Genomic DNA, 25,512 nt, shown 5'->3' with positions numbered 1-25,512 from the left:
GGGAGCCGGTTTGTGGCAGGCAGCGCCCGGGCTGCTCAGGCCGCGTGCACGACCTTGCGGTACTCGCGCCGCAGGCTGGCGAAGCGCGACGACTCGCAGCGCCGCATCAGCGCGTCGAGCGTGTCGCCGACACGGGCGCTGGCATGGCCCAGGCAGACCCGCACGTCCAGCCCGCTTGCGATGGTCGACCAGTCGTGCTCGCGCACCGCCGTCTGGATGCGTTCGCAGACCCGGGCGACGTCCTCGCCGCTGGCCCGGTGCAGCAGCGCGGCCAGCTCGTCGTGACTCCAGCGCGCCGGCAGATCGCCCGCGCGCAGCACCTGCCGCATCAGCGCGGCCAGCGTGCACAGCACCCGGTCGCGCACCAGCGGGCTGTGATGGGCCGCCAGCACCTGGCCCGGATCAAGCGCCAGCACCAGCACCGAAACCTGCGCGCGGGTCGGGTCGGTGCGTTGCAGCAGCTCTTCGGTCTGCGACTGGAAGTGGTCGCGGCTGGCCAGCCCGGTCAGGCTGTCCTCGCGTCGCCAGACCGGCATCTGGGCGGCGTCGCGCAGGGCGAGATCGCGCATGCGCAGCTCGAAATCGAGCATGTCCTCGGTCTGTCCGGACAGCGGCTCGTCCGCCGGCCGCACGCCGAGTCGCAGCGTCGCCAGCTCCATCGGGTTGAAGCGGCCGAGCCGGCTCTGCGCCAGCAGCCAGCAACGCCGACCGATGTCGGTCAGCGGCTGGTGCCCCATGTCGTGCGCCGTCTCGATCAGCAGCCGCGCCTGGGCTTCGGCACGGGCGTTCTCGCGCAGGGCCAGCGCATGCACCACCTGGGCCCAGCGCATCAGGCCGCCCATCCAGGCGCGCTCCTGGGGCAGCAGGGCCTGCAGACGTTGCAGGTCGGCTTCGGCATCGGCCGGCTCGCCACGCCAGATCGCCAGCATGAAGTCGACCCAGGCCAGCAGGAAGCGCCCGCTGCGCTGGGTGCCTGCGGCCATGACGCCCGGCGCCGCCTCGCAGCGCGACAACGCGGCCTGGTGGGCGACCTCGACCTGACGACGCCGCGCCAGCGAGGGCAGGCCCTGCGCCAGGTCCCAGCCACGCGCCAGCAACATCGCCTCGGCGAAGGCGGCGTGGATCATCAGGTGGCTTTCCCAGTCGACCCGACCGGATTCGCGCGCCAGCGCGATGCCTTGCGCCAGGCTCTGACGGGCGGCCTCGGCCTGCTCCATCCAGAGCTGGGCGATGCCCAGGCTGTCGCAGGCCTGCACCGTCACCAGCGGCTCGGCCATCTGGCGGGCCAGTCGACGCGCCAGCTGGCCGGCCTCATCGGCGGCCGTTTCCTGTCCGGAGACGGCGGCCGAGGCGGCCAGCACCGACAGCGCCTCGATCTCGAGCGCCACATCGCGTTCATGCCGCGCCAGCCCGATCGCCCGACGCGCATGGCTGATCGCGGTGCGGTACCGGGCCTCACGCTGGGCGCATTGCGCCAGATGCATCTCGGCGCGCCCCTCGTGCAGCAGGTCGCCGACGTCCTGCGCCCGCCCGCGCAGCATCAGCGCCGTGCTGCGGCATCGCTCCACCGCGCCCTGGCGCCATTGCGCGACGCAGGCGGTGTCGAGTTCGTCGAGGCTGAGGAGTCGGTACATGGCGGCGGGCCCGGTGGGTGTCTCGGCGTGTGTCGTCTTGAAAACTGCGTTGCAGTATCCGCAGGGGTGCCCGGATGGGTCCGCGAACTGCTGCGCAGTTTTTTCATTCAAGGCGTTCGAAGCCGTAACAAGAAGGGTTTCACGCCACAGCCGTTCGGCCACGAACAGCGCCACCCGCACCCTGTTGTTGCCACGTTGGCCGGCCGGATCGGGGTCCTAGGATCGACTGCACCCTCCACTGCCGGAGCCCGCGATGCCCGCCTGGCTGTTGACGCTGGACCGCCTGCTGCCGGTCCGATCCCTGTTGCGACGGGCCGCCGGCCGGTCGACCCCGTCGCGGCCGGCAATCGCGCCGTCACCACATGCCGGCCAGGCAGCGGTCGACTGCGGTTTCCGGACCCGGATCGGCGCGCCATCGGCCTGCCGTCATCCGTTCGAGGTTCCGGTGATCGAATGGCGCGGGGAAACCGCCGCCACGGGCCCGTCGGTCTGGACGCTCGACGCCCACGACCAGGCCTGCCGCGATGCACACGGCCGGTTCGACCTGCAGCGTTATGCCGAACGTGCCGCCAGCCGTCCGGTCGGGATGATCGAGCTGCGTCCCTGGCAAGGGTCGGCGGAACACGAACCGGTGCCGTGCGGGACCTCGCTGGAGCTGATGCTGTCGATCGAACGACTGCGCCGGCTGTCGGGCGGCAAGCCGACCGGGCTCTCGGCCCCGATGCGCCAGCCCAAGGCCTGGTTCGCGCTGGTCAAGGCCATGCAGGTGACGCGGGTCGTGCCGGATTTCATCGTCGTCGAGACGGCTTCGGCATCGGCAACGTCATCGGCACCCACGTCGTCCGACCTGGACGACCTGCGGCGGGTGCACGACACGCTGGCCGGCGTCGGCCTGCGCGAGCGCATCCGCGTCGGCTGCGCCGGGCACCACGGCACGGTCGAGGACATCGTCCGGTCGCTGGCGGCGGGGGCCGACTGGTGTCGCCTGAGCGGCGCGCCATCGGCCGATCAGCTGGCCAGCCTTCGCGCAGGGCTGCGCGCCCATCTGGCAGGCGCCGGCTTGCAGCACCCGCGGGAGCTGGTCGGCGCCGACCGGCAGACGCGGTCAGCGCGTGCCGAACATGCGGTCGCCCGCGTCGCCCAGGCCCGGCACGATGTAGCCGTGGTCGTTGAGTTGCCGGTCGATCGCCGCCGTGTAGACCGGCACGTCGGGATGGTGGGCGTGGAAGCGTGACAGGCCTTCCGGCGCCGCCAGCAGGCTGACGAACCGGATCGATCGCGGCCGCGTCTCCTTCAACCGTTCGACCGCGGCGGCGGCCGAGTTGCCGGTCGCCAGCATCGGGTCGAGCACGATGGCATCGCGCTCGTGCATGTCGCCGGGCATCTTGAAGTAGTACTCGACGGCGCCGAGCGTCTTCGGGTCGCGGTACAGGCCGATGTGGCCGACCCGCGCGCCAGGCACCACTTCCAGCATGCCGTCGAGAAAGCCGCTGCCCGCGCGCATCACGACGACGAACACGGTCTTCCGGCCCTCGATGACCGGGCTCATCATGGTTTCGAGCGGGGTCTCGATCTCGATCAGCCGGGTCGGCATGTCGCGCGTGACCTCGTAGGCCATCAACATGCTGATCTCGCCCAGCAGGCGCCGGAAGCTGCTGGTCGAGCGGTCCTTCTGGCGCATCAGCGTCAGCTTGTGCTGGATCAGCGGGTGATCGATGACGTGGACCTGCGGGGTCGGGGCGGTGGTGCTCACGGGGGTCTCCAGGGAAGGTTCGATCGGGTCCGTCGGGGCGTTCAGAACAGGGTGCCGTCGCTGTCGATCAGCACCGGCGGCGGTCCGCCCAGGCGGCGTTCGGCGGCGATCTGCCGACCGGCGGCCCAGCTGCCGCCTTCGAGCATGCAGGCCAGCGGCAACTGCTCGGCGCTGACGCCCAGTTCGGCACGGACGAGGGGCGCGAGGCGGTCCAGCAGGGCGACGGTCAGGGCCCGCCATTCGATCACCCACGGGTCGGCGGGCGTGTGCAGCCGCCCGAGCGCGGCGGGGTCGCGCGGCACGATCACGCCGCCGTCCAGCAGCAGGCCGCCGTTGCGGTACTCGGGCAGGCCTGTCAGCGCATCCAGCCCGGTGACGGTGCAGCCGGCCCATTCGAGCGGCTCCAGCAGCGAGTAGCTCAGCCACTGGGACAGCTTGTGGAAGGGCACCCGCCCGGCATCCAGCCCGCTGCCGCCGGCCGCCTCGTGTGGCCAGACATCGCCGAGCGGCTGGTCGGCCGGCGTGCCACCGTCGCGCAGGCCGAGCCACTGGCCGCTTGGCCAGATGGCGCTGGTCATGTCCAGCAGCGCCCGCAGGATGTCGGCCGCCGCGACGCTGCGGTCGCCGTCGGACTTGCCGGCGGTCAATGCGTCGAACAGGCGACCGGGCCGGGCGTCGCCGCCCTCGGCTTGTGCGATCCGGTGCAACGTCGCACCGAGGCGGTGCAGCAGGGCGGTGCGTCCGTCCAGCCCGACCAGCGGGTTGTCGTCGTGAACCTGAAAGACGGTGGCGAGGTGCCAGGGCTGCAAGGCCATCAAGGCCTCGGCGTCGACACGGCACGGCTGGTCCGGATCGGACGAGAACTGGCCCGCCAGGAAGGCGTCGAAGCTGGCCACCGCGAGCCCTTCGCTGCGGGTCAGGATCGCGTCGGTCGCCGGCTCCTGGTAGCGCCAGGCCGGGCCGGCACCGGCATCGAGCAACACGCTGATCACCGTGAGGTCCACCCGCGCACGGGCGGCATCCCGGGCGCTCAGGCCGGCCAGTCGTTCGTCGAGACGGCTCTTGCGGTCGACGCCTCCGGCCTCGAAGTGCCGCCAGCGGCTGTGATACGGGATCTGCAGGGTCGGGAAGCGCGCGAGGCTCAGGTTCGCGATGCGGCGCGCCACCGCATCCAGGCGCGACGGGTCGAGCGTGAAGTGCCCGGACCGTCCCGCCTCGACATGTCCGGCGATCGCGTGGCATCGGCGCCGGATCTCGGCCGGGTCACGCAGGTGATCCAGGGCTCGTGCGGTGTCGGCGTCCGGCGGGACAGGGTTGGCATACGTCATGACATCAACGCAGATCGCGCCCCTTGACCGAGGCGAGTGCCGCCTCGTCGGGCACATCGCCCGTCGTGTAGTAGCCGGCGGCGATCTTCGCCTCGATCTCGACACGCGCGTCGGCCGGCACCAGGGCGTCGGGGATCTTCACGCGCTCGCCGACCTCGATGCCGCTGCCGGTGATCGCGTCGTACTTGTCGTTGCTCATGCTGACCAGCCGGTGGATCTTGCGGATGCCGAGCCAGTGCAGCACATCGGGCATCAGCTCCTGGAAGCGCATGTCCTGCACGCCGGCGACACATTCGGTGCGCAGGAAGTACTTGTCGGCCGAGTCTCCGCCGACCTGCCGCTTGCGGGCGTTGTAGACCAGGAACTTCGTGACCTCGCCGAGCGCACGGCCCTCCTTGCGGCTGTAGGCGATCAGGCCGACGCCGCCGAGCCCGCCGTGGGCCTGCGACTGGGCGCCGAGGATGCATTCCTCGATCGCGTGGGTCAGATAGGGGCGGCAGGTGCAGATGTCCGAGCCGAACACGTCCGAGCCGTTGCACTCGTCGTGGACACGGGCGGTCAGCGTCACGGACGGATCGGCCAGATCCTGGATGCGGCCGAAGATGTAGAGCGTCTGACCCCCGATCGGCGGCAGGAACACCTCAATGTCGCTGCGTGTCACCAGCTCGGGGTACATGCCGCCGGTTTCCTCGAACAGCGTGCGGCGCAGGTCGGCCTCGCTGACGTTGAAGCGGGCCGCCACACCCGGCAGCCACCAGACCGGTTCGACGGCCACCTTGGTGACGACGGCCGAGCCGTTGTCGAGCAGCACCGCGCCGTCGGCCCTGAGCCGTTGGAAGGCCATGGCCTGGCGGATCTCGGGCAAGTCGATGTGCGCCTGGGTGATCGCGATCGACGGGCGGATGTCCCAGCCCTGCGCGATCTGGTCCGCATAGACGTGTGCCACCGAGGCGCCCCAGGGATCGATCGAGACGATCTTCTGCGGGTCAGCCCATTGCGGGTGCGGCCCGACAGGCGAGGTTGGCGCCGTGTTGGTCAGGTCGGCCCGATGACCCTTGCTGAGGTTGCCGGCCGCGACGGCGAGCGCCCGGTAGACGCCATAGCTGCCGCTGTGCGTCCCGATGACGTTGCGATGGCTGCGGTGGGTGGTGGTGCCGATCACCGGTCCGCGCCTCTGAGGGTCAGCCTCGCCCCAGTGGATCACCGGAGTGTCGCTGGCGGACTGGCCAGGGTGCGAGGTCAGGCGGATGTGGGAGAGCGGCGGGACTTCGCTCGGCATGGCAAGGCTCCGAGGGACGTTGGGGCTTCCACTTGTCGCAGAAGGTCTGTGCCTCGTCCAGCGCAATGTCCGTGCCGGACTTCCTGTGAACCCGCCCGTTCAGGGTGTCATGCCCGACCGCGCCTGTCGCAGCGTGCGCGCAGCCAGCAGTTGCGTGCCCAACTGATCGGGAGTCCAGCCGCAAAGGTCCAGCCATTCGCCGGGAGGCTCGGAGGGTTTGCCGGAGAGCAGTTCCTCTTCGACCGCGCGCCCCAGCACCAGCAGGCGGCGAACGGGGATCTCCTGACCTGCCCAGTCTCCCGGCGCCGTGGCACGGGCGCGCACGTAACGCACGACCTGGTTCGACAAGCCCCATTGCGCGCAGAGGGCCGACCCGACGGCGTGGTGGCCCACGCCGATCGCATCCACTTCTGCAGCCGCCAGGGCGGGCGGATCGTTGGCCATCGCCTGATGGAGCGGGGCATAGCCGGCCGGAAACAGGTCGGAACGAGACGCGAAGACGGCGGCACCGGTCCAGGCAAAGAGGCCCGAGCTGTGAGCCAGCCACGGGTCGACGTCGAGTTGTCGGGCGGCCTGCCCCATGGTCCAACTCATCCGCGCGGCGTGGTCCCAGATCCGGTCGATCAAGGGGTTCGGCGGAAAGGCGCGGCGCAGGGCGGTCTGCAAGGTGATGGCGGCAACCTGGGCGGTTCCGAGATAGCGCAAGGCCTCGCCCACGTGATCGACACGTCGCAGCAGGCCGAACATGGCCGAATTGACCGTCTTCACCACTTCGGCGGCCAAGGCCATGTCGGACGCGATCACGTCGGCGCAAGCCTGGGCGTGTGCGTGTTCGTCCTGGAGAAGAACCTGCAACGCCAGCAACGCCCGAGGGCAGGCCGGCAAGGCGATCTGAAGGCGTCGGAGTTCGTCGGGCAGCGTCATGGCGTCAAGGCGGCCGGCCTGTTCAGGCCGACGCAGAGCTGTATCTGCCGCGATCTTGCAATCCATTCCCCAAAAGAACAAACCCCCTGCAGTTTGCACTGAGGGGGTTTGGGGGATAGTAGCCTGACGATGACCTACTTTCACACGCGAATGCGCACTATCATCGGCGCTGAGGCGTTTCACTGTCCTGTTCGGGATGGGAAGGAGTGGGACCACCTCGCTATGGTCGTCAGGCATAACTTGTTGCTGGAGCGTTTATCGCATCGAAGGGATGCGAGGTGCTTCAGCCAATTCATAGAGTCGAATCGATATTGATTGCGTACCAGAGAGTACGGAACGTATTTACTGCTTTGACGATCGAAGCGATCTCAAAGTTATAGGGTCAAGCCTCACGAGCAATTAGTACTGGTTAGCTTAACGCATTACTGCGCTTCCACACCCAGCCTATCAACGTCCTGGTCTTGAACGACTCTTCAGGGGGCTCAAGGCCCCGGCAGATCTTATCTTGGAACGAGTTTCCCGCTTAGATGCTTTCAGCGGTTATCTCTTCCGCACTTAGCTACCCGGCGATGCCACTGGCGTGACAACCGGTACACCAGAGGTGCGTCCACTCCGGTCCTCTCGTACTAGGAGCAGGCTTCCTCAAATCTGCAGCGCCCACGGAAGATAGGGACCAAACTGTCTCACGACGTTTTAAACCCAGCTCACGTACCTCTTTAAATGGCGAACAGCCATACCCTTGGGACCGGCTACAGCCCCAGGATGAGATGAGCCGACATCGAGGTGCCAAACACCGCCGTCGATATGAACTCTTGGGCGGTATCAGCCTGTTATCCCCAGAGTACCTTTTATCCGTTGAGCGATGGCCCTTCCATACAGAACCACCGGATCACTTAGTCCTACTTTCGTACCTGCTCGACTTGTCAGTCTCGCAGTCAAGCACGCTTATGCCTATGCACTATCAGCACGATTTCCGACCGTGCTTAGCGTACCTTCGAACTCCTCCGTTACACTTTAGGAGGAGACCGCCCCAGTCAAACTGCCCACCATGCACTGTCCCCAACCCGGATAACGGGCCAAGGTTAGAACCTCAAACACACCAGGGTGGTATTTCAAGGTCGGCTCCATACAGTCTAGCGACCGTACTTCAAAGCCTCCCACCTATCCTACACAGATCTGTTCAAAGTCCAATGCAAAGCTACAGTAAAGGTTCATGGGGTCTTTCCGTCTTTCCGCGGGGAGATTGCATCATCACAAACATTTCAACTTCGCTGAGTCTCTGGAGGAGACAGTGTGGCCATCGTTACGCCATTCGTGCAGGTCGGAACTTACCCGACAAGGAATTTCGCTACCTTAGGACCGTTATAGTTACGGCCGCCGTTTACTGGGACTTCAGTCAAGAGCTTGCACCCCATCATTTAATCTTCCAGCACCGGGCAGGCGTCACACCCTATACGTCGACTTTCGTCTTTGCAGAGTGCTGTGTTTTTAATAAACAGTCGCAGCCACCGATTCTCTGCGGCCTCTTTTAGCTCCGTTTGTTCAACTTCACTGACTCAAGGCACACCTTCTTCCGAAGTTACGGTGTCAATTTGCCGAGTTCCTTCTCCAGAGTTCTCTCAAGCGCCTGAGAATACTCATCACGCGCACCAGTGTCGGTTTGCGGTACGGTCGTGTGCAACTGAAGCTTAGTGGCTTTTCCTGGAAGCAGGGTATCACTCACTTCGACGGCAAGCCGTCTCGTTATCACCCCTCATCTTAGACCCCCGGATTTGCCTAAGGGCCATGACTACAGGCTTGAACCAAGATATCCAACACTTGGCTGAGCTAACCTTCTCCGTCCCCACATCGCATTGCACATCGGTACAGGAATATTCACCTGTTTCCCATCAGCTACGCATCTCTGCCTCGCCTTAGGGGCCGACTCACTCTACGCCGATGAACGTTGCGTAGAAAACCTTGCGCTTACGGCGAGGGGGCTTTTCACCCCCTTTAACGCTACTCATGTCAGCATTCGCACTTCTGATACCTCCAGCAGCCTTTACAAGCCACCTTCACAGGCTTACAGAACGCTCTCCTACCATCACATTGCTGTGATCCGCAGCTTCGGTAACTGGCTTGAGCCCCGTTACATCTTCCGCGCAGGACGACTCGATCAGTGAGCTATTACGCTTTCTTTAAATGATGGCTGCTTCTAAGCCAACATCCTGACTGTTTTAGCCTTCCCACTTCGTTTCCCACTTAGCCAATTTTAGGGACCTTAGCTGGCGGTCTGGGTTGTTTCCCTCTTGAGTCCGGACGTTAGCACCCGGTGCTCTGTCTCCCAAGCTGTACTCATCGGTATTCGGAGTTTGCAATGGTTTGGTAAGTCGCCATGACCCCCTAGCCATAACAGTGCTCTACCCCCGATGGTAATACTTGAGGCACTACCTAAATAGTTTTCGGAGAGAACCAGCTATCTCCAGGTTTGTTTAGCCTTTCACCCCTATCCACAGCTCATCCGCTAGTTTTGCAACACTAGTCGGTTCGGACCTCCAGTGCGTGTTACCGCACCTTCATCCTGGCCATGGATAGATCACCTGGTTTCGGGTCTACACCCAGCGACTCAATCGCCCTATTCGGACTCGGTTTCCCTTCGCCTTCCCTACACGGTTAAGCTTGCCACTGAATGTAAGTCGCTGACCCATTATACAAAAGGTACGCCGTCACCCCTTTCGAGGCTCCGACTTTTTGTATGCATGCGGTTTCAGGATCTATTTCACTCCCCTCCCGGGGTTCTTTTCGCCTTTCCCTCACGGTACTTGTTCACTATCGGTCGATTACGAGTATTTAGCCTTGGAGGATGGTCCCCCCATCTTCAGACAGGATTTCACGTGTCCCGCCCTACTTGTCGCATGCCCAGTTCCACAACCAACTTTTTTCATACGGGGCTATCACCCGCTATGGCCGGACTTTCCATTCCGTTCTGATAAGTCGGTTGCTAAATCATGCAGGCTCTTCCAATTTCGCTCGCCACTACTTTCGGAATCTCGGTTGATGTCTATTCCTCCAGCTACTGAGATGTTTCAGTTCGCCGGGTTCGCCTCAACACCCTATGTATTCAGATGTTGATACCCTTGCGGGTGGGTTTCCCCATTCGGATATCTCCGGATCAAAGCTCATTTGCCAGCTCCCCGAAGCTTTTCGCAGGCTATCACGTCCTTCATCGCCTGTAATCGCCAAGGCATCCACCACATGCACTTAGTCACTTGACCCTATAACTTTGACATCCACCTCGTGAACGTCGTCAAGGACTACACCACCTCGATCGACTATCGAGGCATGTGTTTGAGTATTTACGTTTGCCGTACTTTCAACTCTCACGACTTACGTCGCTTCATTGATGTCTGGTGACGCAATCAATAGTCAGTAGCGGCACGGTGCTGCAACCCCTTTACCGGTTGCAGCTTTCCGCTACTGACGCTGATTCGACTCTACGAATTGTTAAAGAACAACAGCCAACTTTCGATGGCAGACCTAAACACCCCAGTTTCAGCTCGCGCTGCCTGGTCGACGCTTAGGTCTGCACCGATCATGAAGAAGATTTTGGTGGAGGATGACGGGATCGAACCGACGACCCCCTGCTTGCAAAGCAGGTGCTCTCCCAGCTGAGCTAATCCCCCGTTCGAATGAGTGGTGGGTCTGGTTGGATTCGAACCAACGACCCCCGCCTTATCAAGACGGTGCTCTAACCGACTGAGCTACAGACCCCAATCTTCTTACACTGTCGTATCTACAGCCGATAAGTGTGGGCGCATGAATTTGAATGCATTTTCCAGAAAGGAGGTGATCCAGCCGCACCTTCCGATACGGCTACCTTGTTACGACTTCACCCCAGTCACGAACCCTGCCGTGGTAATCGCCCTCCTTGCGGTTAGGCTAACTACTTCTGGCAGAACCCGCTCCCATGGTGTGACGGGCGGTGTGTACAAGACCCGGGAACGTATTCACCGCGGCAAGCTGATCCGCGATTACTAGCGATTCCGACTTCACGCAGTCGAGTTGCAGACTGCGATCCGGACTACGACCGGTTTTCTGGGATTGGCTCCCCCTCGCGGGTTGGCAGCCCTCTGTACCGGCCATTGTATGACGTGTGTAGCCCTACCCATAAGGGCCATGAGGACCTGACGTCATCCCCACCTTCCTCCGGTTTGTCACCGGCAGTCTCATTAGAGTGCCCTTTCGTAGCAACTAATGACAAGGGTTGCGCTCGTTGCGGGACTTAACCCAACATCTCACGACACGAGCTGACGACGGCCATGCAGCACCTGTGTCTAGGTTCTCTTTCGAGCACTCCCACATCTCTGCAGGATTCCTAGCATGTCAAGGGTAGGTAAGGTTTTTCGCGTTGCATCGAATTAAACCACATCATCCACCGCTTGTGCGGGTCCCCGTCAATTCCTTTGAGTTTCAACCTTGCGGCCGTACTCCCCAGGCGGTCAACTTCACGCGTTAGCTACGTTACTGAGAAGAAACCCTCCCAACAACCAGTTGACATCGTTTAGGGCGTGGACTACCAGGGTATCTAATCCTGTTTGCTCCCCACGCTTTCGTGCATGAGCGTCAGTACAGGTCCAGGGGACTGCCTTCGCCATCGGTGTTCCTCCGCATATCTACGCATTTCACTGCTACACGCGGAATTCCATCCCCCTCTACCGTACTCTAGCTATACAGTCACAAATGCAGTTCCCAGGTTGAGCCCGGGGATTTCACATCTGTCTTATATAACCGCCTGCGCACGCTTTACGCCCAGTAATTCCGATTAACGCTTGCACCCTACGTATTACCGCGGCTGCTGGCACGTAGTTAGCCGGTGCTTATTCTTCAGGTACCGTCATCCTCCCAGGGTATTAGCCCAGAAGATTTCTTCCCTGACAAAAGCGGTTTACAACCCGAAGGCCTTCTTCCCGCACGCGGCATGGCTGGATCAGGCTTGCGCCCATTGTCCAAAATTCCCCACTGCTGCCTCCCGTAGGAGTCTGGGCCGTGTCTCAGTCCCAGTGTGGCTGGTCGTCCTCTCAGACCAGCTACAGATCGTCGCCTTGGTAGGCCTTTACCCCACCAACTAGCTAATCTGACATCGGCCGCTCCAATAGCGCGAGGTCTTGCGATCCCCCGCTTTCACCCTCAGGTCTCATGCGGTATTAATCCGGCTTTCGCCGGGCTATCCCCCACTACTGGGCACGTTCCGATGCATTACTCACCCGTTCGCCACTCTCAAGGGTTGCCCCTCTACCGTTCGACTTGCATGTGTAAAGCATGCCGCCAGCGTTCAATCTGAGCCAGGATCAAACTCTTCAGTTCGATCTTGATTTCACTCAACGGAATTGAAGTGACTTAACATTCACTTCTTCCGTGAGCGTTTGACATCCCAGTTTTACCCAGGACTTGGCATTCGCCTTCAAACGCCCACGCTTATCGGCTGTAAATTTTTAAAGAGCTCAACGACTCATCAACTTCGCTTTCGCGTCGGTCAACTTGCGTTGTTTGCTGCAAACCGCTGTTTGCAGCGCAGAAGCGGAAGTATCTGTCGTCTTTTCGATCCTGTCAACAGCTTCGTTTGAAGTTTTTGTCGACTGACTCGAAGACCACCCTCGGAACCCTAAGCACTCACGAGCCTTGCGGCATCGGACGGCACTCTGAGCACCGAAGCTCTCGCTTCGCCCGCTGACTGCTGCAACTCAGAAGTTGTCGCGATCAGCGAAGACAGCAATTATGCAATGGATCTTCCGTGGCGCGCAAGCCCCTCGCCGAAAAATGTTCGAGGACGTCTGCGGCGCCCTGCGAAAGGCCCCCACAGCACATGCGCGAGCCCTCTGCCGGCCAGCCTGCCAGTAGAGCCTCGCCGCCTGCCGCCCCCTCGGTATCATGGCCGGTTGCCTTTCGAACGCTGGGTGCAGTGCCTTCCATGACTTCCGCAGACAGATCCGATACGGCCGCAGCCCCTGCGCTCCGTGGCACGCGTGGCGCGCTCTCGCCCACCATCAGCGTGCGGGGTGCGCGCACGCACAACCTGAAGAACATCGACCTCGATCTGCCCAAGCATGCGCTGGTGGTGATCACCGGGCTGTCCGGGTCGGGCAAGTCCAGTCTGGCCTTCGACACCTTGTATGCAGAGGGCCAACGCCGCTACGTCGAGAGCCTGTCAGCCTACGCGCGCCAGTTCCTTCAATTGATGGACAAGCCGGACGTCGACGTGATCGACGGCCTCAGCCCCGCCATCTCCATTGAACAGAAGGCGACCAGCCACAACCCGCGCTCGACGGTCGGCACGATCACCGAGATCCACGACTACCTGCGCCTGCTCTATGCCCGCGCCGGCACGCCGCACTGCCCTGACCACGGTCTGCCGCTGGAAGCCCAGAACGTCAGCCAGATGGTCGACGCCGTGCTCGCCTTCCCGGCCGAGACGCGCCTGATGGTGCTCGCCCCGGTCGTGCGCGACCGCAAGGGCGAGTTCACCGAGCTGTTCGAGAGCATGCAGGCGCAGGGCTACGTGCGCTTCCGCATCGACGGCCAGATCCACGAGGCGGCCGACCTGCCCAAGCTGAAGAAGGCGGAGAAACACGACATCGACGTCGTGATCGACCGCCTCAAGGCCCGTCCCGACGCGCAGCAACGCCTGGCCGAGAGCTTCGAGGCCGCCTTGCGCATCGCCGAGGGCCGCGCGATCGCGCTGGATCTCGACGCCAGCCGCGAGCACCTCTATTCGAACAAGTTCGCCTGCCCGGTCTGCAGCTATTCGCTGTCGGAACTGGAGCCGCGACTGTTCTCGTTCAACTCGCCGGTCGGCGCCTGCCCGAGCTGCGACGGCATCGGCCACGTCACCGTGTTCGACCCGGACCGCGTCGTCGCCTTCCCGTCGCTCAGCCTGGCCTCGGGCGCCGTCAAGGGCTGGGACCGCCGCAACGGCTACACCTTCTCCTTGCTGGAGACCGTCGCCGCCCACTACGGCTTCGACATCGACACGCCCTTCGAGGACCTGGATGCGCGTCACCGCCAGATCCTGCTGCACGGCTCGGGCGAGGACGAGATCACCTTCACCTACGAGGCCGAAGGCACCAACGGCCGCAAGCGCAGCGTCAAGCGTGCGCACCCCTTCGAGGGCATCCTGCCCAGCCTGGCCCGGCGCTACAAGGAGACCGACTCGGCCGCCGTGCGCGAGGACCTGGCCCGCTACCAGGCCAACAAGCCCTGCCCGGACTGCGGCGGCGCGCGTCTGCGGCGCGAGGCCCGCCACGTCGTGCTGGTCGACGCGGCCGAGACGGCGGCCGGCACGCCGCACCGCGCCATCTACGAGGTCGAGCATGCGACGCTGGCCGAGTGCCTGGCCTACTTCGAGGGCCTGCGGCTCAAGGGCGCCAAGGCCGAGATCGCCGACAAGGTCGTGCGCGAGATCCGCTCGCGGCTGCGCTTTCTCAACGACGTCGGACTGAACTACCTGAGCCTGGACCGCAGCGCCGACACGCTGTCGGGCGGCGAGGCCCAGCGCATCCGCCTGGCCAGCCAGATCGGCTCGGGCCTGTCGGGCGTCATGTACGTGCTGGACGAGCCCAGCATCGGCCTGCACCAGCGCGACAACGAACGCCTGATCGGCACGCTCAAGCACCTGCGCGACCTGGGCAACAGCGTGCTGGTGGTCGAACATGACGAGGACATGATCCGCGCCGCCGACCACGTCGTCGACATGGGCCCGGGCGCCGGCGTGCATGGCGGACAGGTGATGGCGCAAGGCACGCCGCAGCAGGTCACCGACGACCCGGCCTCGCTGACCGGGCGTTACCTGGCGCAGGTGCTGCGCATCGAGGTTCCGGCGCGCCGCGCGCCGCCGCCGGCCGATGTCGAGGGCGGCTGGCTGAAGGTGCGCAACGCACGCGGCAACAACCTCAAGGGCGTCGACGCGGCGATTCCCGTCGGCCTGTTCACCTGCATCACCGGCGTGTCGGGCTCGGGCAAGAGCACGCTGGTCAACGACACGATCTACGCCGCCGTGGCGCGCAAGATCTACCAGAGCCATGCCGAGCCCGAGGCGCACGACGCCATCGAGGGCATCGAGGCCTTCGACAAGGTCATCAACGTCGACCAGAGCCCGATCGGCCGCACGCCGCGCAGCAACCCGGCGACCTACACCGGCCTGTTCACGCCGATCCGCGAGCTGTTCGCCGAGGTGCCGACCGCGCGCGAACGCGGCTACGGCCCGGGCCGCTTCAGCTTCAACGTCTCGGGCGGGCGCTGCGAGTCCTGCCAGGGCGACGGCGTGCTGAAGGTCGAGATGCACTTCCTGCCCGACGTCTACGTGCCCTGCGACGTCTGCCACGGCAAGCGCTACAACCGCGAGACGCTCGAGGTCCTCTACAAGGGCAAGAACATCACCGAGGTGCTGGCCCTGACGGTCGAGGACGCACACGCCTACTTCAGCGCCGTGCCCGCCATCGCCCGCAAGCTGCAGACACTGCTGGACGTGGGCCTGGGCTACATCCAGCTCGGCCAGGCGGCGACCACGCTGTCGGGCGGCGAGGCGCAGCGCGTCAAGCTCGCGCTCGAACTCAGCAAGCGCGACACCGGCCGCACGCTCTACATCCTGGACGAGCCGACCACCGGCCTGCACTTCCACGACATCCAGCTGCTGCTGAAGGTGCTGCACCAGCTGCGCGACGCGGGCAACACGATCGTCGTGATCGAGCACAACCTCGATGTCATCAAGACCGCCGACTGGCTGCTCGACATGGGCCCGGAAGGCGGCTCCGGCGGTGGACGCCTGCTGTGCGCCGGCCCGCCCGAGGCCATCGCGGCCTGCGCGGAAAGCCACACCGGGCGTTTCCTGAAGCCGCTGCTCGAACGGCGTTGAGGCGGGAACGGGGCAGGCTCAGTGCCCGCCCGGCCGGAACTCGGTGACGACCTGCGCGAGCCGCGCCCGCACCTCGTCGTCGGGCGCCGTGCTGCGGCCCGCCGCCCAGTCGATCAGGGCCTGGACGTCGTCGCCGCGCTGGGCGTCCAGCCGGGCGATGCGCAGGCGCTCGAAGCGCGTGGGCAGGGTCGCGTCGGCATCGGCCAGCAGTTCCTCGTAGAGCTTCTCGCCCGGGCGCAGGCCGCTGAAGGCGATCGGGATGTCCTCGGGCGCGTGGCCGCTCATGCGGATCAGGTCGCGCGCCAGGTCGACGATGCGCACCGGCTCGCCCATGTCGAGCACGAACACCTGCCCGCCTTCGGCGATCGCGGCGGCCTGCACCACCAGCCGCGCGGCTTCCGGGATCGTCATGAAGAAGCGCGTGATGTCCGGGTGTGTGACCGTCACCGGCCCGCCGCGCGCGATCTGCTCCTTGAACTTCGGGATCACGCTGCCCGACGAGCCCAGCACGTTGCCGAAGCGCACCGCCATCAGCCGCGTGCGCCAGCCGTGCGAGGCCGCCTGCGCCGCCAGCCGCGACACCACCATCTCGGCCGCGCGCTTGGTCGCGCCCATCACGTTGGCCGGGTTGACGGCCTTGTCGGTCGAGATCAGCACGAAACGTTCGGCGCCCGCCTCGCACGCCGCCTGCGCCGCGCGCCAGGTGCCGAGCAGGTTGTTGCGCAGCGCCGAGAAGGCGTTCTCCTCCTCCATCAGCGGCACGTGCTTGTAGGCCGCCGCATGGAAGACGACCTGCGGGCGATGCCGCGCGAAGGTCTCGCGCAGATGGTCGGCATCGCGCACGTCGCCGACCAGCCGCACCAGCGGGATGTGGCCGAACTGCTCGCCCAGTTCCTGCTCGATGCGGTAGAGCGCGAACTCGCTCAGCTCGTAGAGCACGAGACGGCGCGGACCGTAGCGCGCGACCTGGCGGCACAGCTCCGAGCCGATCGAGCCGCCCGCGCCGGTGATCAGCACGACCTTGCCGGACAGCGCCTCGGAGATGCCGCCCTCGTCGAGCTGCACCGGCTCGCGGCCGAGCAGGTCCTCGGGCTCGATGTCGCGCACCGAGCTCAGCGTGCGGCCCTCGCGCAGCTCGGCCGCGCTCGGCACCGTGACGACCGGCAGGCGGGTGGCCGATGCCAGGTCCAGCGCGCGGCGGCGTTCGCCCGGCGTGGCCGATGGCATCGCGACGATCAGGTGGGTGATGTCGTGGCGCTGGGCCCAGCGGTCGGCGCTGTCCAGCGGCCCCAGCACCGGCACGTTGCCGACCCGCGTGCCGAGCCGCGCCGGGTCGTCGTCCAGCAGGCCGACCACGCGCCAGCCCTGGTGCTGGATGCCCGCGATCAGCAGCCGCGCCGCATCGCCCGCGCCCATCACCAGCGCGCGACGATGTTCGACGTCGCGGCCGTTCAAGCGCGAGCGCAGGTGCTCGTAGACCATGCGGTAGCCGATGCGCAGCATCGCCAGCCCCATCAGCGTGACGACCGGGTGCAGGGCCAGCACCGCGCGCGGCACCTCGACCAGCTGCGCCATCAGCACGGCGGTCGCGCCGATCAGGCCGGCGATGCCGCAGGCCAGCGTCAGGCGCTGGATCTCGCCGAAGCCCGAGAAGCGCCACATGCCCTTGGGCACGCGCAGCAGCAGGAACACCGCCGCGTAGAGCGCCACCAGGGCGAGCAGCACCCACACGTCGTACGCGGGCCGGGCGCTGTGCCAGCGCTCGAAGCCGAGCCGGAACAGGTAGGTGACATGCCAGCAGACCGCGACGACGGCGGCGTCGCAGGCCAGCACCAGCGCCTCGCGGTGCGGGCGCAGGCGGCTCAGCAGCTCATCGAGGGCGTTCCAGATCATCGGCGGCAGTCGGGGAAGGGTCGGCTGGGCGGGCGGCCAGCGGCGGTGGTGCGGCGCGGCGTCGGCCGATCCGGCCGAGCAGGATCGCGGCGGTGCGGCCGATGATGCGCAGGTCCGTCAGCAGCCCGGCATGGTCGACGTAGCGGGCCTGCAGCGCCAGCTTGATCGGCAGGATCTCGTCGACATAGGTGCGCTCCGGATCGGCCGAACGCGCCAGCCAGTCGGACTCGTCGCGGAAGTCGAGCGAGCAGTCGTCGGTGATGCCCGGCTTGACCGACAGCACCTTCGCGCGCAGCGCCTCGGGGTAGCGCGCGACGTAGCGCGGCACCTCCGGACGCGGGCCGACGAGGCTCATGTCGCCGCGCCAGACGTCGATCAGCTGCGCCAGCTCGTCCCACTTGCTGTGGCGCAGGAAGCGGCCCACGCGGGTGATGCGGGCGTCGTCGCCAACGGTCAGCGGCAGGCCGCTGCCTGGCGGCGCATCCGCCATCGTGCGGAACTTGTGGATGCGGAAGATGCGCCCGCCGCGTCCGACCCGTTCCTGCCGGTAGAAGACCGGCCCGGGCGAATCGAGCCGCACGGCCACGGCCACGCCCAGCAGCAGCGGCGACAGCAGCAGCAGCGCGGCGCTGGCCACGCACAGGTCGAAGGCCCGCTTGAGCAGGCGCGGCCAGAGGGGGCTCAACGCTCGAAGGCCCGGCGCAGCGAGCGCACCACGCGGTCGACGTCGGCCTCGCCCATGCGGGTGTAGAGCGGCAGGCTCAGCATGCGTTCGTAGGCGTGCTGGCTGTGCGGGAAGTCGGCCGCCTTCAGGTCGTAGCGCTCGCGCCAGTAGGGGTGCAGGTGCAGGGGGATGTAGTGGACGCTGCAGCCGATGCCGTCGGCGTAGAGCGCCTCGATCAGCGCATCGCGGCCGATCGGCGCGTCATCGGCCAGCCGCACGACGTAGAGGTGCCACGAGTGCAGCTCGCCGGCGGCCGGCTGCGGCGGCCGCACGATCGGCAGGTCGGCCAGCAGCGCGTCGTACTGCGCCGCCAGCACGGTGCGGCGCTGCTGGAAGCCGTGGGCCCGCTGGAGCTGGTGCAGGCCCAGCGCGGCGGCGATGTCCGTCAGGTTGTACTTGAAGCCCGGCGCGACGATCTCGTAGTACCAGCTCGGCACCTTGGCGGTGAAGCGGTCGAAGGCATCGCGATTGATGCCGTGCAGGCGCATGACCCGGGCCCGCGCCGCGATGGCCGGATCGCGCGTGACCAGCATGCCGCCCTCGCCGGTCGTGATGGTCTTGTTGGCGTAGAAGCTGAACACCGTCGCGTCGCTGGCCAGCGTGCCGACCAGCGCGCCGCCGACCGTCGTCGGCAGGGCATGGGCGGCGTCTTCCAGCACTTTCAGGCCATGACGTTGCGCCAGTGCCAGCAAGGCCGGCATGTCGGCGGCCAGGCCGGCGTAGTGGACGGGGATCAGCGCCTTGGTGCGCGGCGTGATCGCCGCCTCGATCGCGGCCACGTCGATGTTCAGCGTGGCGGGGTCGATGTCGACCAGCTTCACGTCGGCACCCAGGTAACGCACCACCTCGGCCGTCGCGGTGAAGGTGTGGGTGGTCGTGATGACCTCGTCGCCCGGGCCGATGCCCATCGCCTCCAGCGCCAGGTGCAGGCCGGCGGTCGCGCTGTTGACGGCGATGCAGTGGATCTCGCGCGCATCGCCACCCCGGTCCCCGGCGGCCAGGAAGGCGGCGAAGTCCTGCTCGAAGCGCCGCGCCTTCGGCCCGGTCGTGACCCAGCCGGACTTCAGCGTGTCGATGACCTCGGCGATCTCCTCGTCCCCGATCTCGGGCAGGGCGAAGGGCAGGAAGTTCTGGGGGGCGGCGGGCATCGGTCGATTTTATCGAGCGCACCCCGTGCGCAGATCCGCCGACCGACCGGGGGTCAGAGGATGCCGGCCCAGTTGCGGGTGACGGTCGACTCGACCGTGCCGTCGCCGGTCGTGTCGACGTCCAGCCGGACCCGTGTCGCGTCCAGGACCGTCAACGTCGCCTTGCTGCCGTTGCTGCCCAGCGCGATGGCCACGCCGGCCGACGGGAACAGTCCACCAGCGACGGTCAGGAACGGCGTCGTCGTGCTGAAGACCACCGAGCGGTTGCCCAGCCGAGACGAGGTCAGCGTGCCGCCGTAGGTCGCCAACAGGTCTCCGGCCGTGAGCACCAGGTCGGCGCGATAACCGTGCAGCGCGTAGACCTTGGTGCTGCTGCCGGACGGCGTCACGCTCAGCGCGAGGGCCGACGTGCTGACCGTGTCGTTGCCGGTGCCGGCACTGCGACGGGTCGACCGCAGGCTGAGCAGGCCGTTGGCCTGCAGGCGGACCCGACCGTCATCGGCCGAGAAGTCGGTCATCAGCAAGGTCGCGTCAATCGTGTAGCTGCCACTCGCCACGCTGCCGGTCGGCACGGCGTTGAGGCCCAGCACCAGCCGGCCGTCGAAGGTGTAGCCCGACTGCACGCACTGGCGGAACACCAGCGTGGCGTTCTCGCCGACCTGGTCGAGGATCCGATTGCCACCCGCTCCCAGGCTCACGTCCACCGACCCGCCACCGGCGCACAGCACGGTGCCGTTCGCCAGCGCGCCCACCAGCGTCGCCACCGACGACTGGCTCGCGAACTGCACGGCACCCTGCACCGCGTCGACCGCGACGTCCTGGTAGTTGGCGGTGCCCACTGACAGTCGCTCGCCGATGGCGGGGACCCCCGGCGTGCCGCTGGCGGAAGTGCCGTCGCTGTCAGACCTCATCCCCCGCCCACGCCGCATACAGGTCCTGCAGCTCCGGATGCCGCATCAGCAGGCGCTTGTCGGCGCGGCGGCTGTCGCCGATGACGCGGGCCGGGGCGCCTTCGAGGACGGAGAACTCGGCGAAGTCGCCGCGCACCTGGCTGCCGGCGCAGACGATGCAGCCGCGGCCGAGGCGCGAGTTGGCCTCGATCAGGCTGTGCGGGCCGATGAAGCAGTAGGGGCCGATGTGGACCGAGCCGCCGATCCAGCCAGGCGGCTGGCGCGGGCGGTCGAGCGGCTTGCCGGAGATCCAGTCGCGCTCGGGCTCGGGCGGCGCCTCCACCGGCGCCGGCACGCCGTCGGGCCAGTTCACGAAGGCGCGGCCGAGCAGGCGCTGGCTGCGGTGCGAGCTGTGCGTGACGATGCTGACGTGGTTGGTGATCTGCACGCCCTCCTCGATCACCACGCCCGCGCTGGCCTCGATCAGGTTGAAGTGGCCGATGTAGACGTGGTCGCCCAGCACCAGGCGGTCCTCGTGCTCGATGCAGGTCGACGGCGAGATGCGCGTGTTCGGCAGCCAGCGCCCGCGCGAGAACTCGCCGAACACGATGCGGAAATGCAGCGCGCGCAGCAGGCGGCGACGCCAGCGGTTCAGGTGGCCACGCCAGCGGCTCATCGTGCGGCTCCGGTCGGGAAGGAGATGTTCATGTCGGCGTCGGATTCTCGACCGCTCACGCCGGCTTGCGCAGCCACGCCAGCCGGTGCGTGCGCAGCAGCGGCACGGCATCGAGCAGGCCGTGCAGGACGGGGTGGATGCGGCAGGCGGCGCGCGCCAGCGGCGGGGCCAGCGTGACGCGGCGGACGGTGATGTCGGCCTGCGGGAACAGCGCGCGCACGCGCCGCATCGGCACGCCGCGCACGTCCGGGTTGCGCGGGTTGTCGAACGCGAAGTCGTACCAGAGCACGCCACCGCCCGGCCGGACCCAGCGCCACATCGTGTCGGCCAGGCGCTGCTGGAAGGCATCGTCGAGCAGCGACGAGAAGACGGTGAACTGCAGCACCGCCTGCTGGCTGGCCGGCGCGATGTCGGCGGCCAGCGCGTCACCCGCGTCGATGCGGACGGCGGCCGGCAGGCGTGCGCGGGCCAGCGCGACACGCTCGCTCAGCAGTTCCAGCCCGCGCAGGCGGGCCGGCTGCGCGCCCAGCCGGATCGCGTCGAGCAGGTTGCCGCCGTCGCCGCAACCGACCTCGGTGATCGGCCAGTCGGGCAGCTCGGCGAGATGGTCCGCCCACAGGCCGGCCCAGGCGCGGACGCGGCCCTGCTGCTCGGCCAGCGCGGCGCGGTCGAGCAGGCTGTAGCGCGGGTCGTGCGACGGGCGGCGGGCGTAGCGTTCGGCGACGGCCTGGGGCTCGCTGAGCTCGGGTGCGCCGGAGCGGTCCGGCGGGATGTTCGTGTTCATCGGCCTTCTAGCGCGTCAGCGTGCCAAACGACGGGTCGGGCTGACGGCCACGCAGCACGTCGGCCCAGCCCCGGATCGAACCCGCGCCATAGGCCAGGTGGTACAGGCCGATGACGACCGGCAGGCGCGGCAGCAGCGCCCAGCCGGCCTCGCGCGCGACCAGCAGCGAGGTCGCGCCGACCGCCAGCAGGTAGAGGACGGCCAGCGCCACGAAGGCCAGCAGCGCGACGTCCGACAGCGCCGAGGCCAGCAGCAGCAGCCCTTCGACGCCGACGAACAGGCCCGGCGCGAGGTGTCGCCACGAGGCCGCCTGGCCGTGCTTGCGCATCACGAACGGCTTCCAGTAGCCGTACTGGCGCCACTGCCGCGCCAGCTGGCCGGGCGTGCTGCGCGACTGGTAGACCGAGCGGATCCGCCCGCTCTGCCAGACCCTTCCGCCGCCGCGCCGGATGCGCAGGTTGTGCTCGTCGTCCTGGTTGCGCACCAGCTGCTCGTCGAAGCCGCCGTGGCGATCGAAGCTGGCGCGTGGCCAGCAGCCCAGGTAGACGGTGTCGACCTCGCCTTCGTAGGACCGGTCGCGCGAGCGGGCGCCGCCGGCCACCCAGCGCGACTGGAACGCCGCCGCGATGGCGGCCGGCCAGCCTTCGGGCGTCGGCGGCTGCGCCACCCAGGGGCCGCCGACGTTGTCCGCGCCGCTGCGCGCCAGCGCCGCCAGGCACTGCGCGATGTAGTCGCTGGCGTAGCGGGTGTGGATGTCCATGCGCACGATGACCTCGCCGCGGGCCTGCGCCAGGCAGCGGTTCAGGCCGGTCGAGACGATCCGGCCCGGGTTGTCGACCAGGTGGAAGCGCGGGTCGCCGCGGCACCAGTCGGCCAGCAGCTCGCGCGTGCCGTCGTCGCTCTGGCCGTCGGCGATGAGCACCTCCAGCGCATGGCCGTCGGGCAGGTGCTGGGTCGTCAGCGCGCGGCAGAAGTCGACGATGTGGCCACGTTCGTTGCGGCACGGCGCGATGACGCTGACGATGCGCGGCGGCGCGGCGGCCACGTGGGGATCGGTCATCTCGGTCGTCATCGCACGGTCTCCAGCAGGCCGCGCGGGCCGCTCGGCGGCAGGCGGCGGTACAGCGCGTCCATGTGGTCCATCTGGACCCGCCGGGACGCCTCGCGCAGCGCCAGTTCGCGGTTGTGGCGCGCCATCACGCGGCAGGCCACCGGGTCGTCGACCAGCGCCAGCAGCGCCGCCGCCAGCGCGGCCACGTCGCGCGGCGGCACCAGCACGCCGGCCTGCGGCGTGACCCAGCGGCGGTTGGCCGGCAGGTCGCTGGCGATGATCGGCAGGCCGCAGGACAGCGACTCCAGCAGCGAGACCGAGGTCGCGTCGCTGCTCGGCACCGTCACCGACACGTCGGACGCCTGCATCGCCACGACCATCGCCGCATCGCCGACCCGGCCGGTGAAGCGGACCGCCTCGGCGCCCAGGCCGGCGGCTGCCGCGCGGGCCTGCAGCGCCGCGCCGTCGGGGCCGCCGCCGAGCAGCTCCAGCACGATCGCCCGGCCCGGCCGCGCCGCCCGCACCTGCGCCAGCGCGTCGATCAGCACGTCGAGGTTGTAGTTCGGCTCCCAGCTGCGCAGGCTGAGGATGCGGAAAGGCCCGTGGCCATCGGCCTTGCCGGCCGTCGGCCGGTCCGGCGGCACGAACCGGTCGGTGTCGGCGCCCCACAGGATCTCGTGGCGCGGCGCGACGGCACCGTCGCCATACAGGCCCATCGCGTCGAGCGCGTCCTGCGAGTCGGCCGTCATCAGGTCGGCCCGGCGCAAGGACCAGCCGACGATGCGGCGCATCAGCGCGCTCTCGCGCGGCGTCACCAGGACATCCGAGCCCCAGGCCGTCTGCACCACCGGCCCCCAGCCGCAGGCCGCCGCCCACAGGCCGTAGCCGGTGACGTAGTGGCCGTGCACGATGCGCGGCTGCAGCGTGCGGGCCAGCCGGCGCACAGTCGGCAGCGCGCGGAACCAGCCGGCGCCGTCGCGGCCGGGCTGCAGCGGCACGACGGCGGCGACGCCCTCGATCTCGGCCGGCAGGCGCGTGCCCACGACGACGACATGACCGCGCGCGACCATCTCGCGCGCCCAGCGCTGCGTGTGAACGCTGGAGGCGTCGCCGAAGATCAGCAGGGCCCGGCCGGGCGGGATGCGGGACAGGTCGGGCAGGCTCATGCGGGGACCGATGCGGGAACCGGGTTGGACGCTGCGGCGGCCCCGACCGGCGGGTCGGGCCAGGTGCACAGCGCGTGAAGGTAGTAGCCGAAGTAACCGCACATCGTCGCCGACAGGCACCAGCCCGCACCGCGCAGCCCGCCCAGCCACAGGCCGATGCCCAGCGCCAGCACGAACAGCAGCTGTCCGACCAGCGCCAGCCGCAGCGCCCAGGCCTGCGCCTGCCAGGCCATCGTGACGACCGCCATCGGCGAGGCGATGAAGTGCAGGCCGATGTAGGGCCCGAGCGCCCGCGCCAGCTCGCCGCCTTCGCGCCAGCGTTCGCCGAAGGCCCAGGCGAACAGCGCCGGCCCGGCCAGCAGCAGCACCAGCGCGATGAAAGCGGCGATCGCGCCGAGCACGGCGATGACCTGGCGGACCGCCTGGCGGGCCTCGGCGCCGCTGGCCGCGCGGGTCAAGCGCGGGTACAGGGCCTGCGACACGGCCCCGCCGACCAGCGAGGCCGGCGCCTTCAGGTAGCGCAGCGACAGCCCCCACAGGCCGACCGCCGGATCGCCCGCCCAGGCGCCGATCAGCGCGACCGTGACGGTGTCCTGCAAGGCCCCGAGAAAGGCATGCGGCGTGTTCAGCAGCGGGAACTCGCGGTGCCGGTGCGCGACGGCGCGCAGCGTCGTGACATCGACGGCGACGACGCGCCGCCAGGCGATGCCACCGCCCCACAGCGCCAGCAAGGCGGCACCGGCGACGGCGCCGACGACCGGCCCGATCACCAGGCCCAGCGAACCCGCCGCGCCCAGCCACGCCAGCGCGCATCCGAGCTGCACCAGCGCGCCGCCGCCGTGCTGCACCACCCGGCTGACCGCCAGCGGCGTGTAGCGCTGCCGGCGCGTCGCCCACATCGTGCCGAGCTGGGCCGCTCCGGCCGCGCCAACGGCCAGCGCCAGCCAGCCCGCATGGGGCAGCCAGCCGCCCAGCGCGGCCAGCGCGCCGAGCAGGCCCGACAGCGCGCAAACGCCGATCAGCACGCGCATCGCGAGCGCCAGCAGGGCCTCGGCCTCGGCCTCGTCGCGGGCCATCGGCAGGGCGTATTCGTAGCGCGCACAGGCGACCACCGCGAGGTTGGCCGCCACCGCCGCGAAGGTCGTGTAGAGCCCGTAGTCCTGCGGGCTGTAGAGCCGCGCCAGCCACGGTCCCAGCAGCAGCGGCAAGGCCTGCGCCAGCAACGCGCCGGCCAGCAGCGTCAGCGTGGCGCGCGGCAGGGCGACCGGGTGGGTGGGCATGGGCGGGAGAGGCGCAAGGAGCGGAAGACGCGAAAGGTGAGGAAGACGACGTAGGCGACGTAGGCGAGGAACGGGCCGGCAGGACGCGCGATTCT

Annotated in this window: 15 protein-coding genes, 2 tRNA genes and 3 rRNA genes; 1 reads left to right on the top strand and 19 read right to left on the bottom strand. The window is 67.5% G+C overall.

Going from position 1 to position 25,512, the window contains the following annotated elements; all coding sequences use genetic code 11:
* Positions 1-35: 35 nt before the first annotated feature.
* From ACWA7K_RS20335 to ACWA7K_RS20290, 10 genes are all read right to left on the bottom strand, one after another.
* Positions 36-1,634, bottom strand: a complete 1,599-nt coding sequence (locus ACWA7K_RS20335; protein ID WP_456163719.1) for a GGDEF domain-containing protein — start codon at positions 1,632-1,634, stop codon at positions 36-38.
* Between the two features lie 1,105 nt (positions 1,635-2,739).
* Positions 2,740-3,315, bottom strand: coding sequence for a uracil phosphoribosyltransferase (gene upp / locus ACWA7K_RS20330; protein WP_456168887.1), 576 nt, complete (start codon positions 3,313-3,315; stop codon positions 2,740-2,742).
* A gap of 113 nt (positions 3,316-3,428) precedes the next feature.
* Entirely contained in the window at positions 3,429-4,715 is a 1,287-nt protein-coding gene (locus ACWA7K_RS20325) for a URC4/urg3 family protein (protein ID WP_456163717.1), read from the bottom strand.
* Positions 4,716-4,719: 4 nt separating this feature from the next.
* Complete coding sequence (locus tag ACWA7K_RS20320) at positions 4,720-5,994, bottom strand: GTP cyclohydrolase II (protein ID WP_456163715.1); 1,275 nt, start codon at positions 5,992-5,994, stop codon at positions 4,720-4,722.
* A gap of 99 nt (positions 5,995-6,093) precedes the next feature.
* Entirely contained in the window at positions 6,094-6,918 is an 825-nt protein-coding gene (locus ACWA7K_RS20315) for an HDOD domain-containing protein (RefSeq protein WP_456163713.1), read from the bottom strand.
* Positions 6,919-7,039: 121 nt separating this feature from the next.
* Positions 7,040-7,152, bottom strand: a 5S ribosomal RNA gene (rrf, locus tag ACWA7K_RS20310).
* Positions 7,153-7,296: 144 nt separating this feature from the next.
* Positions 7,297-10,172: ribosomal RNA gene (locus ACWA7K_RS20305) — 23S ribosomal RNA — on the bottom strand.
* 332 nt (positions 10,173-10,504) lie between these two features.
* A tRNA-Ala gene (locus ACWA7K_RS20300) sits at positions 10,505-10,580 on the bottom strand.
* Positions 10,581-10,591: 11 nt separating this feature from the next.
* Positions 10,592-10,668 (bottom strand) — tRNA-Ile (locus ACWA7K_RS20295).
* A 68-nt stretch (positions 10,669-10,736) separates the two neighbouring features.
* Positions 10,737-12,261: ribosomal RNA gene (locus ACWA7K_RS20290) — 16S ribosomal RNA — on the bottom strand.
* The 16S, 23S and 5S rRNA genes sit together here with 2 tRNA genes alongside, the layout of an rRNA operon.
* 604 nt (positions 12,262-12,865) lie before the next feature.
* Between ACWA7K_RS20290 and uvrA the strand changes: the two genes are divergently transcribed.
* Positions 12,866-15,805, top strand: coding sequence for an excinuclease ABC subunit UvrA (gene uvrA, locus ACWA7K_RS20285; RefSeq protein ID WP_456163711.1), 2,940 nt, complete (start codon positions 12,866-12,868; stop codon positions 15,803-15,805).
* 18 nt (positions 15,806-15,823) lie between these two features.
* Here the strand turns inward: uvrA and ACWA7K_RS20280 are convergent, their stop codons facing one another.
* The 9 genes from ACWA7K_RS20280 to ACWA7K_RS20240 are packed head-to-tail and all read right to left on the bottom strand — an operon-like array spanning position 15,824 to position 25,417.
* Positions 15,824-17,698 carry a polysaccharide biosynthesis protein gene (locus tag ACWA7K_RS20280; protein ID WP_456163709.1) on the bottom strand — a complete coding sequence of 625 codons (1,875 nt, stop codon included), beginning with the start codon at positions 17,696-17,698 and terminating at the stop codon, positions 15,824-15,826.
* On the bottom strand, positions 17,676-18,362 hold the full coding sequence (locus ACWA7K_RS20275) for a sugar transferase (protein WP_456168885.1): 687 nt from the start codon (positions 18,360-18,362) through the stop codon (positions 17,676-17,678). The genes ACWA7K_RS20280 and ACWA7K_RS20275 overlap by 23 nt, the downstream gene beginning before the upstream one ends.
* A 17-nt stretch (positions 18,363-18,379) precedes the next feature.
* Positions 18,380-19,570, bottom strand: coding sequence for a DegT/DnrJ/EryC1/StrS family aminotransferase (locus ACWA7K_RS20270; protein WP_456163707.1), 1,191 nt, complete (start codon positions 19,568-19,570; stop codon positions 18,380-18,382).
* 53 nt (positions 19,571-19,623) lie between these two features.
* On the bottom strand, positions 19,624-20,481 hold the full coding sequence (locus tag ACWA7K_RS20265) for a hypothetical protein (protein WP_456163705.1): 858 nt from the start codon (positions 20,479-20,481) through the stop codon (positions 19,624-19,626).
* On the bottom strand, positions 20,471-21,136 hold the full coding sequence (locus ACWA7K_RS20260; protein WP_456163703.1) for an acyltransferase: 666 nt from the start codon (positions 21,134-21,136) through the stop codon (positions 20,471-20,473). Before ACWA7K_RS20260 ends, ACWA7K_RS20265 begins: the two co-directional genes overlap by 11 nt.
* Positions 21,137-21,191: 55 nt before the next feature.
* Positions 21,192-21,920, bottom strand: coding sequence for a class I SAM-dependent methyltransferase (locus tag ACWA7K_RS20255; protein ID WP_456163701.1), 729 nt, complete (start codon positions 21,918-21,920; stop codon positions 21,192-21,194).
* 7 nt (positions 21,921-21,927) lie between these two features.
* Positions 21,928-22,992, bottom strand: coding sequence for a glycosyltransferase family 2 protein (locus ACWA7K_RS20250; RefSeq protein WP_456163699.1), 1,065 nt, complete (start codon positions 22,990-22,992; stop codon positions 21,928-21,930).
* On the bottom strand, positions 22,989-24,137 hold the full coding sequence (locus tag ACWA7K_RS20245; protein WP_456163697.1) for a glycosyltransferase: 1,149 nt from the start codon (positions 24,135-24,137) through the stop codon (positions 22,989-22,991). Before ACWA7K_RS20245 ends, ACWA7K_RS20250 begins: the two co-directional genes overlap by 4 nt.
* The gene (locus tag ACWA7K_RS20240) at positions 24,134-25,417 is read right to left on the bottom strand and encodes a lipopolysaccharide biosynthesis protein (protein ID WP_456163695.1); all 1,284 of its coding nucleotides are present in this window, start codon (positions 25,415-25,417) and stop codon (positions 24,134-24,136) included. Before ACWA7K_RS20240 ends, ACWA7K_RS20245 begins: the two co-directional genes overlap by 4 nt.
* Positions 25,418-25,512: the final 95 nt, after the last annotated feature.

It is taken from the genome of Leptothrix mechoopdaensis (SeqCode), from assembly GCF_053893855.1.
The sequence above is the reverse complement of the archived record's forward strand: the minus strand, read 5'-3'. Positions and strand labels throughout refer to the sequence as shown.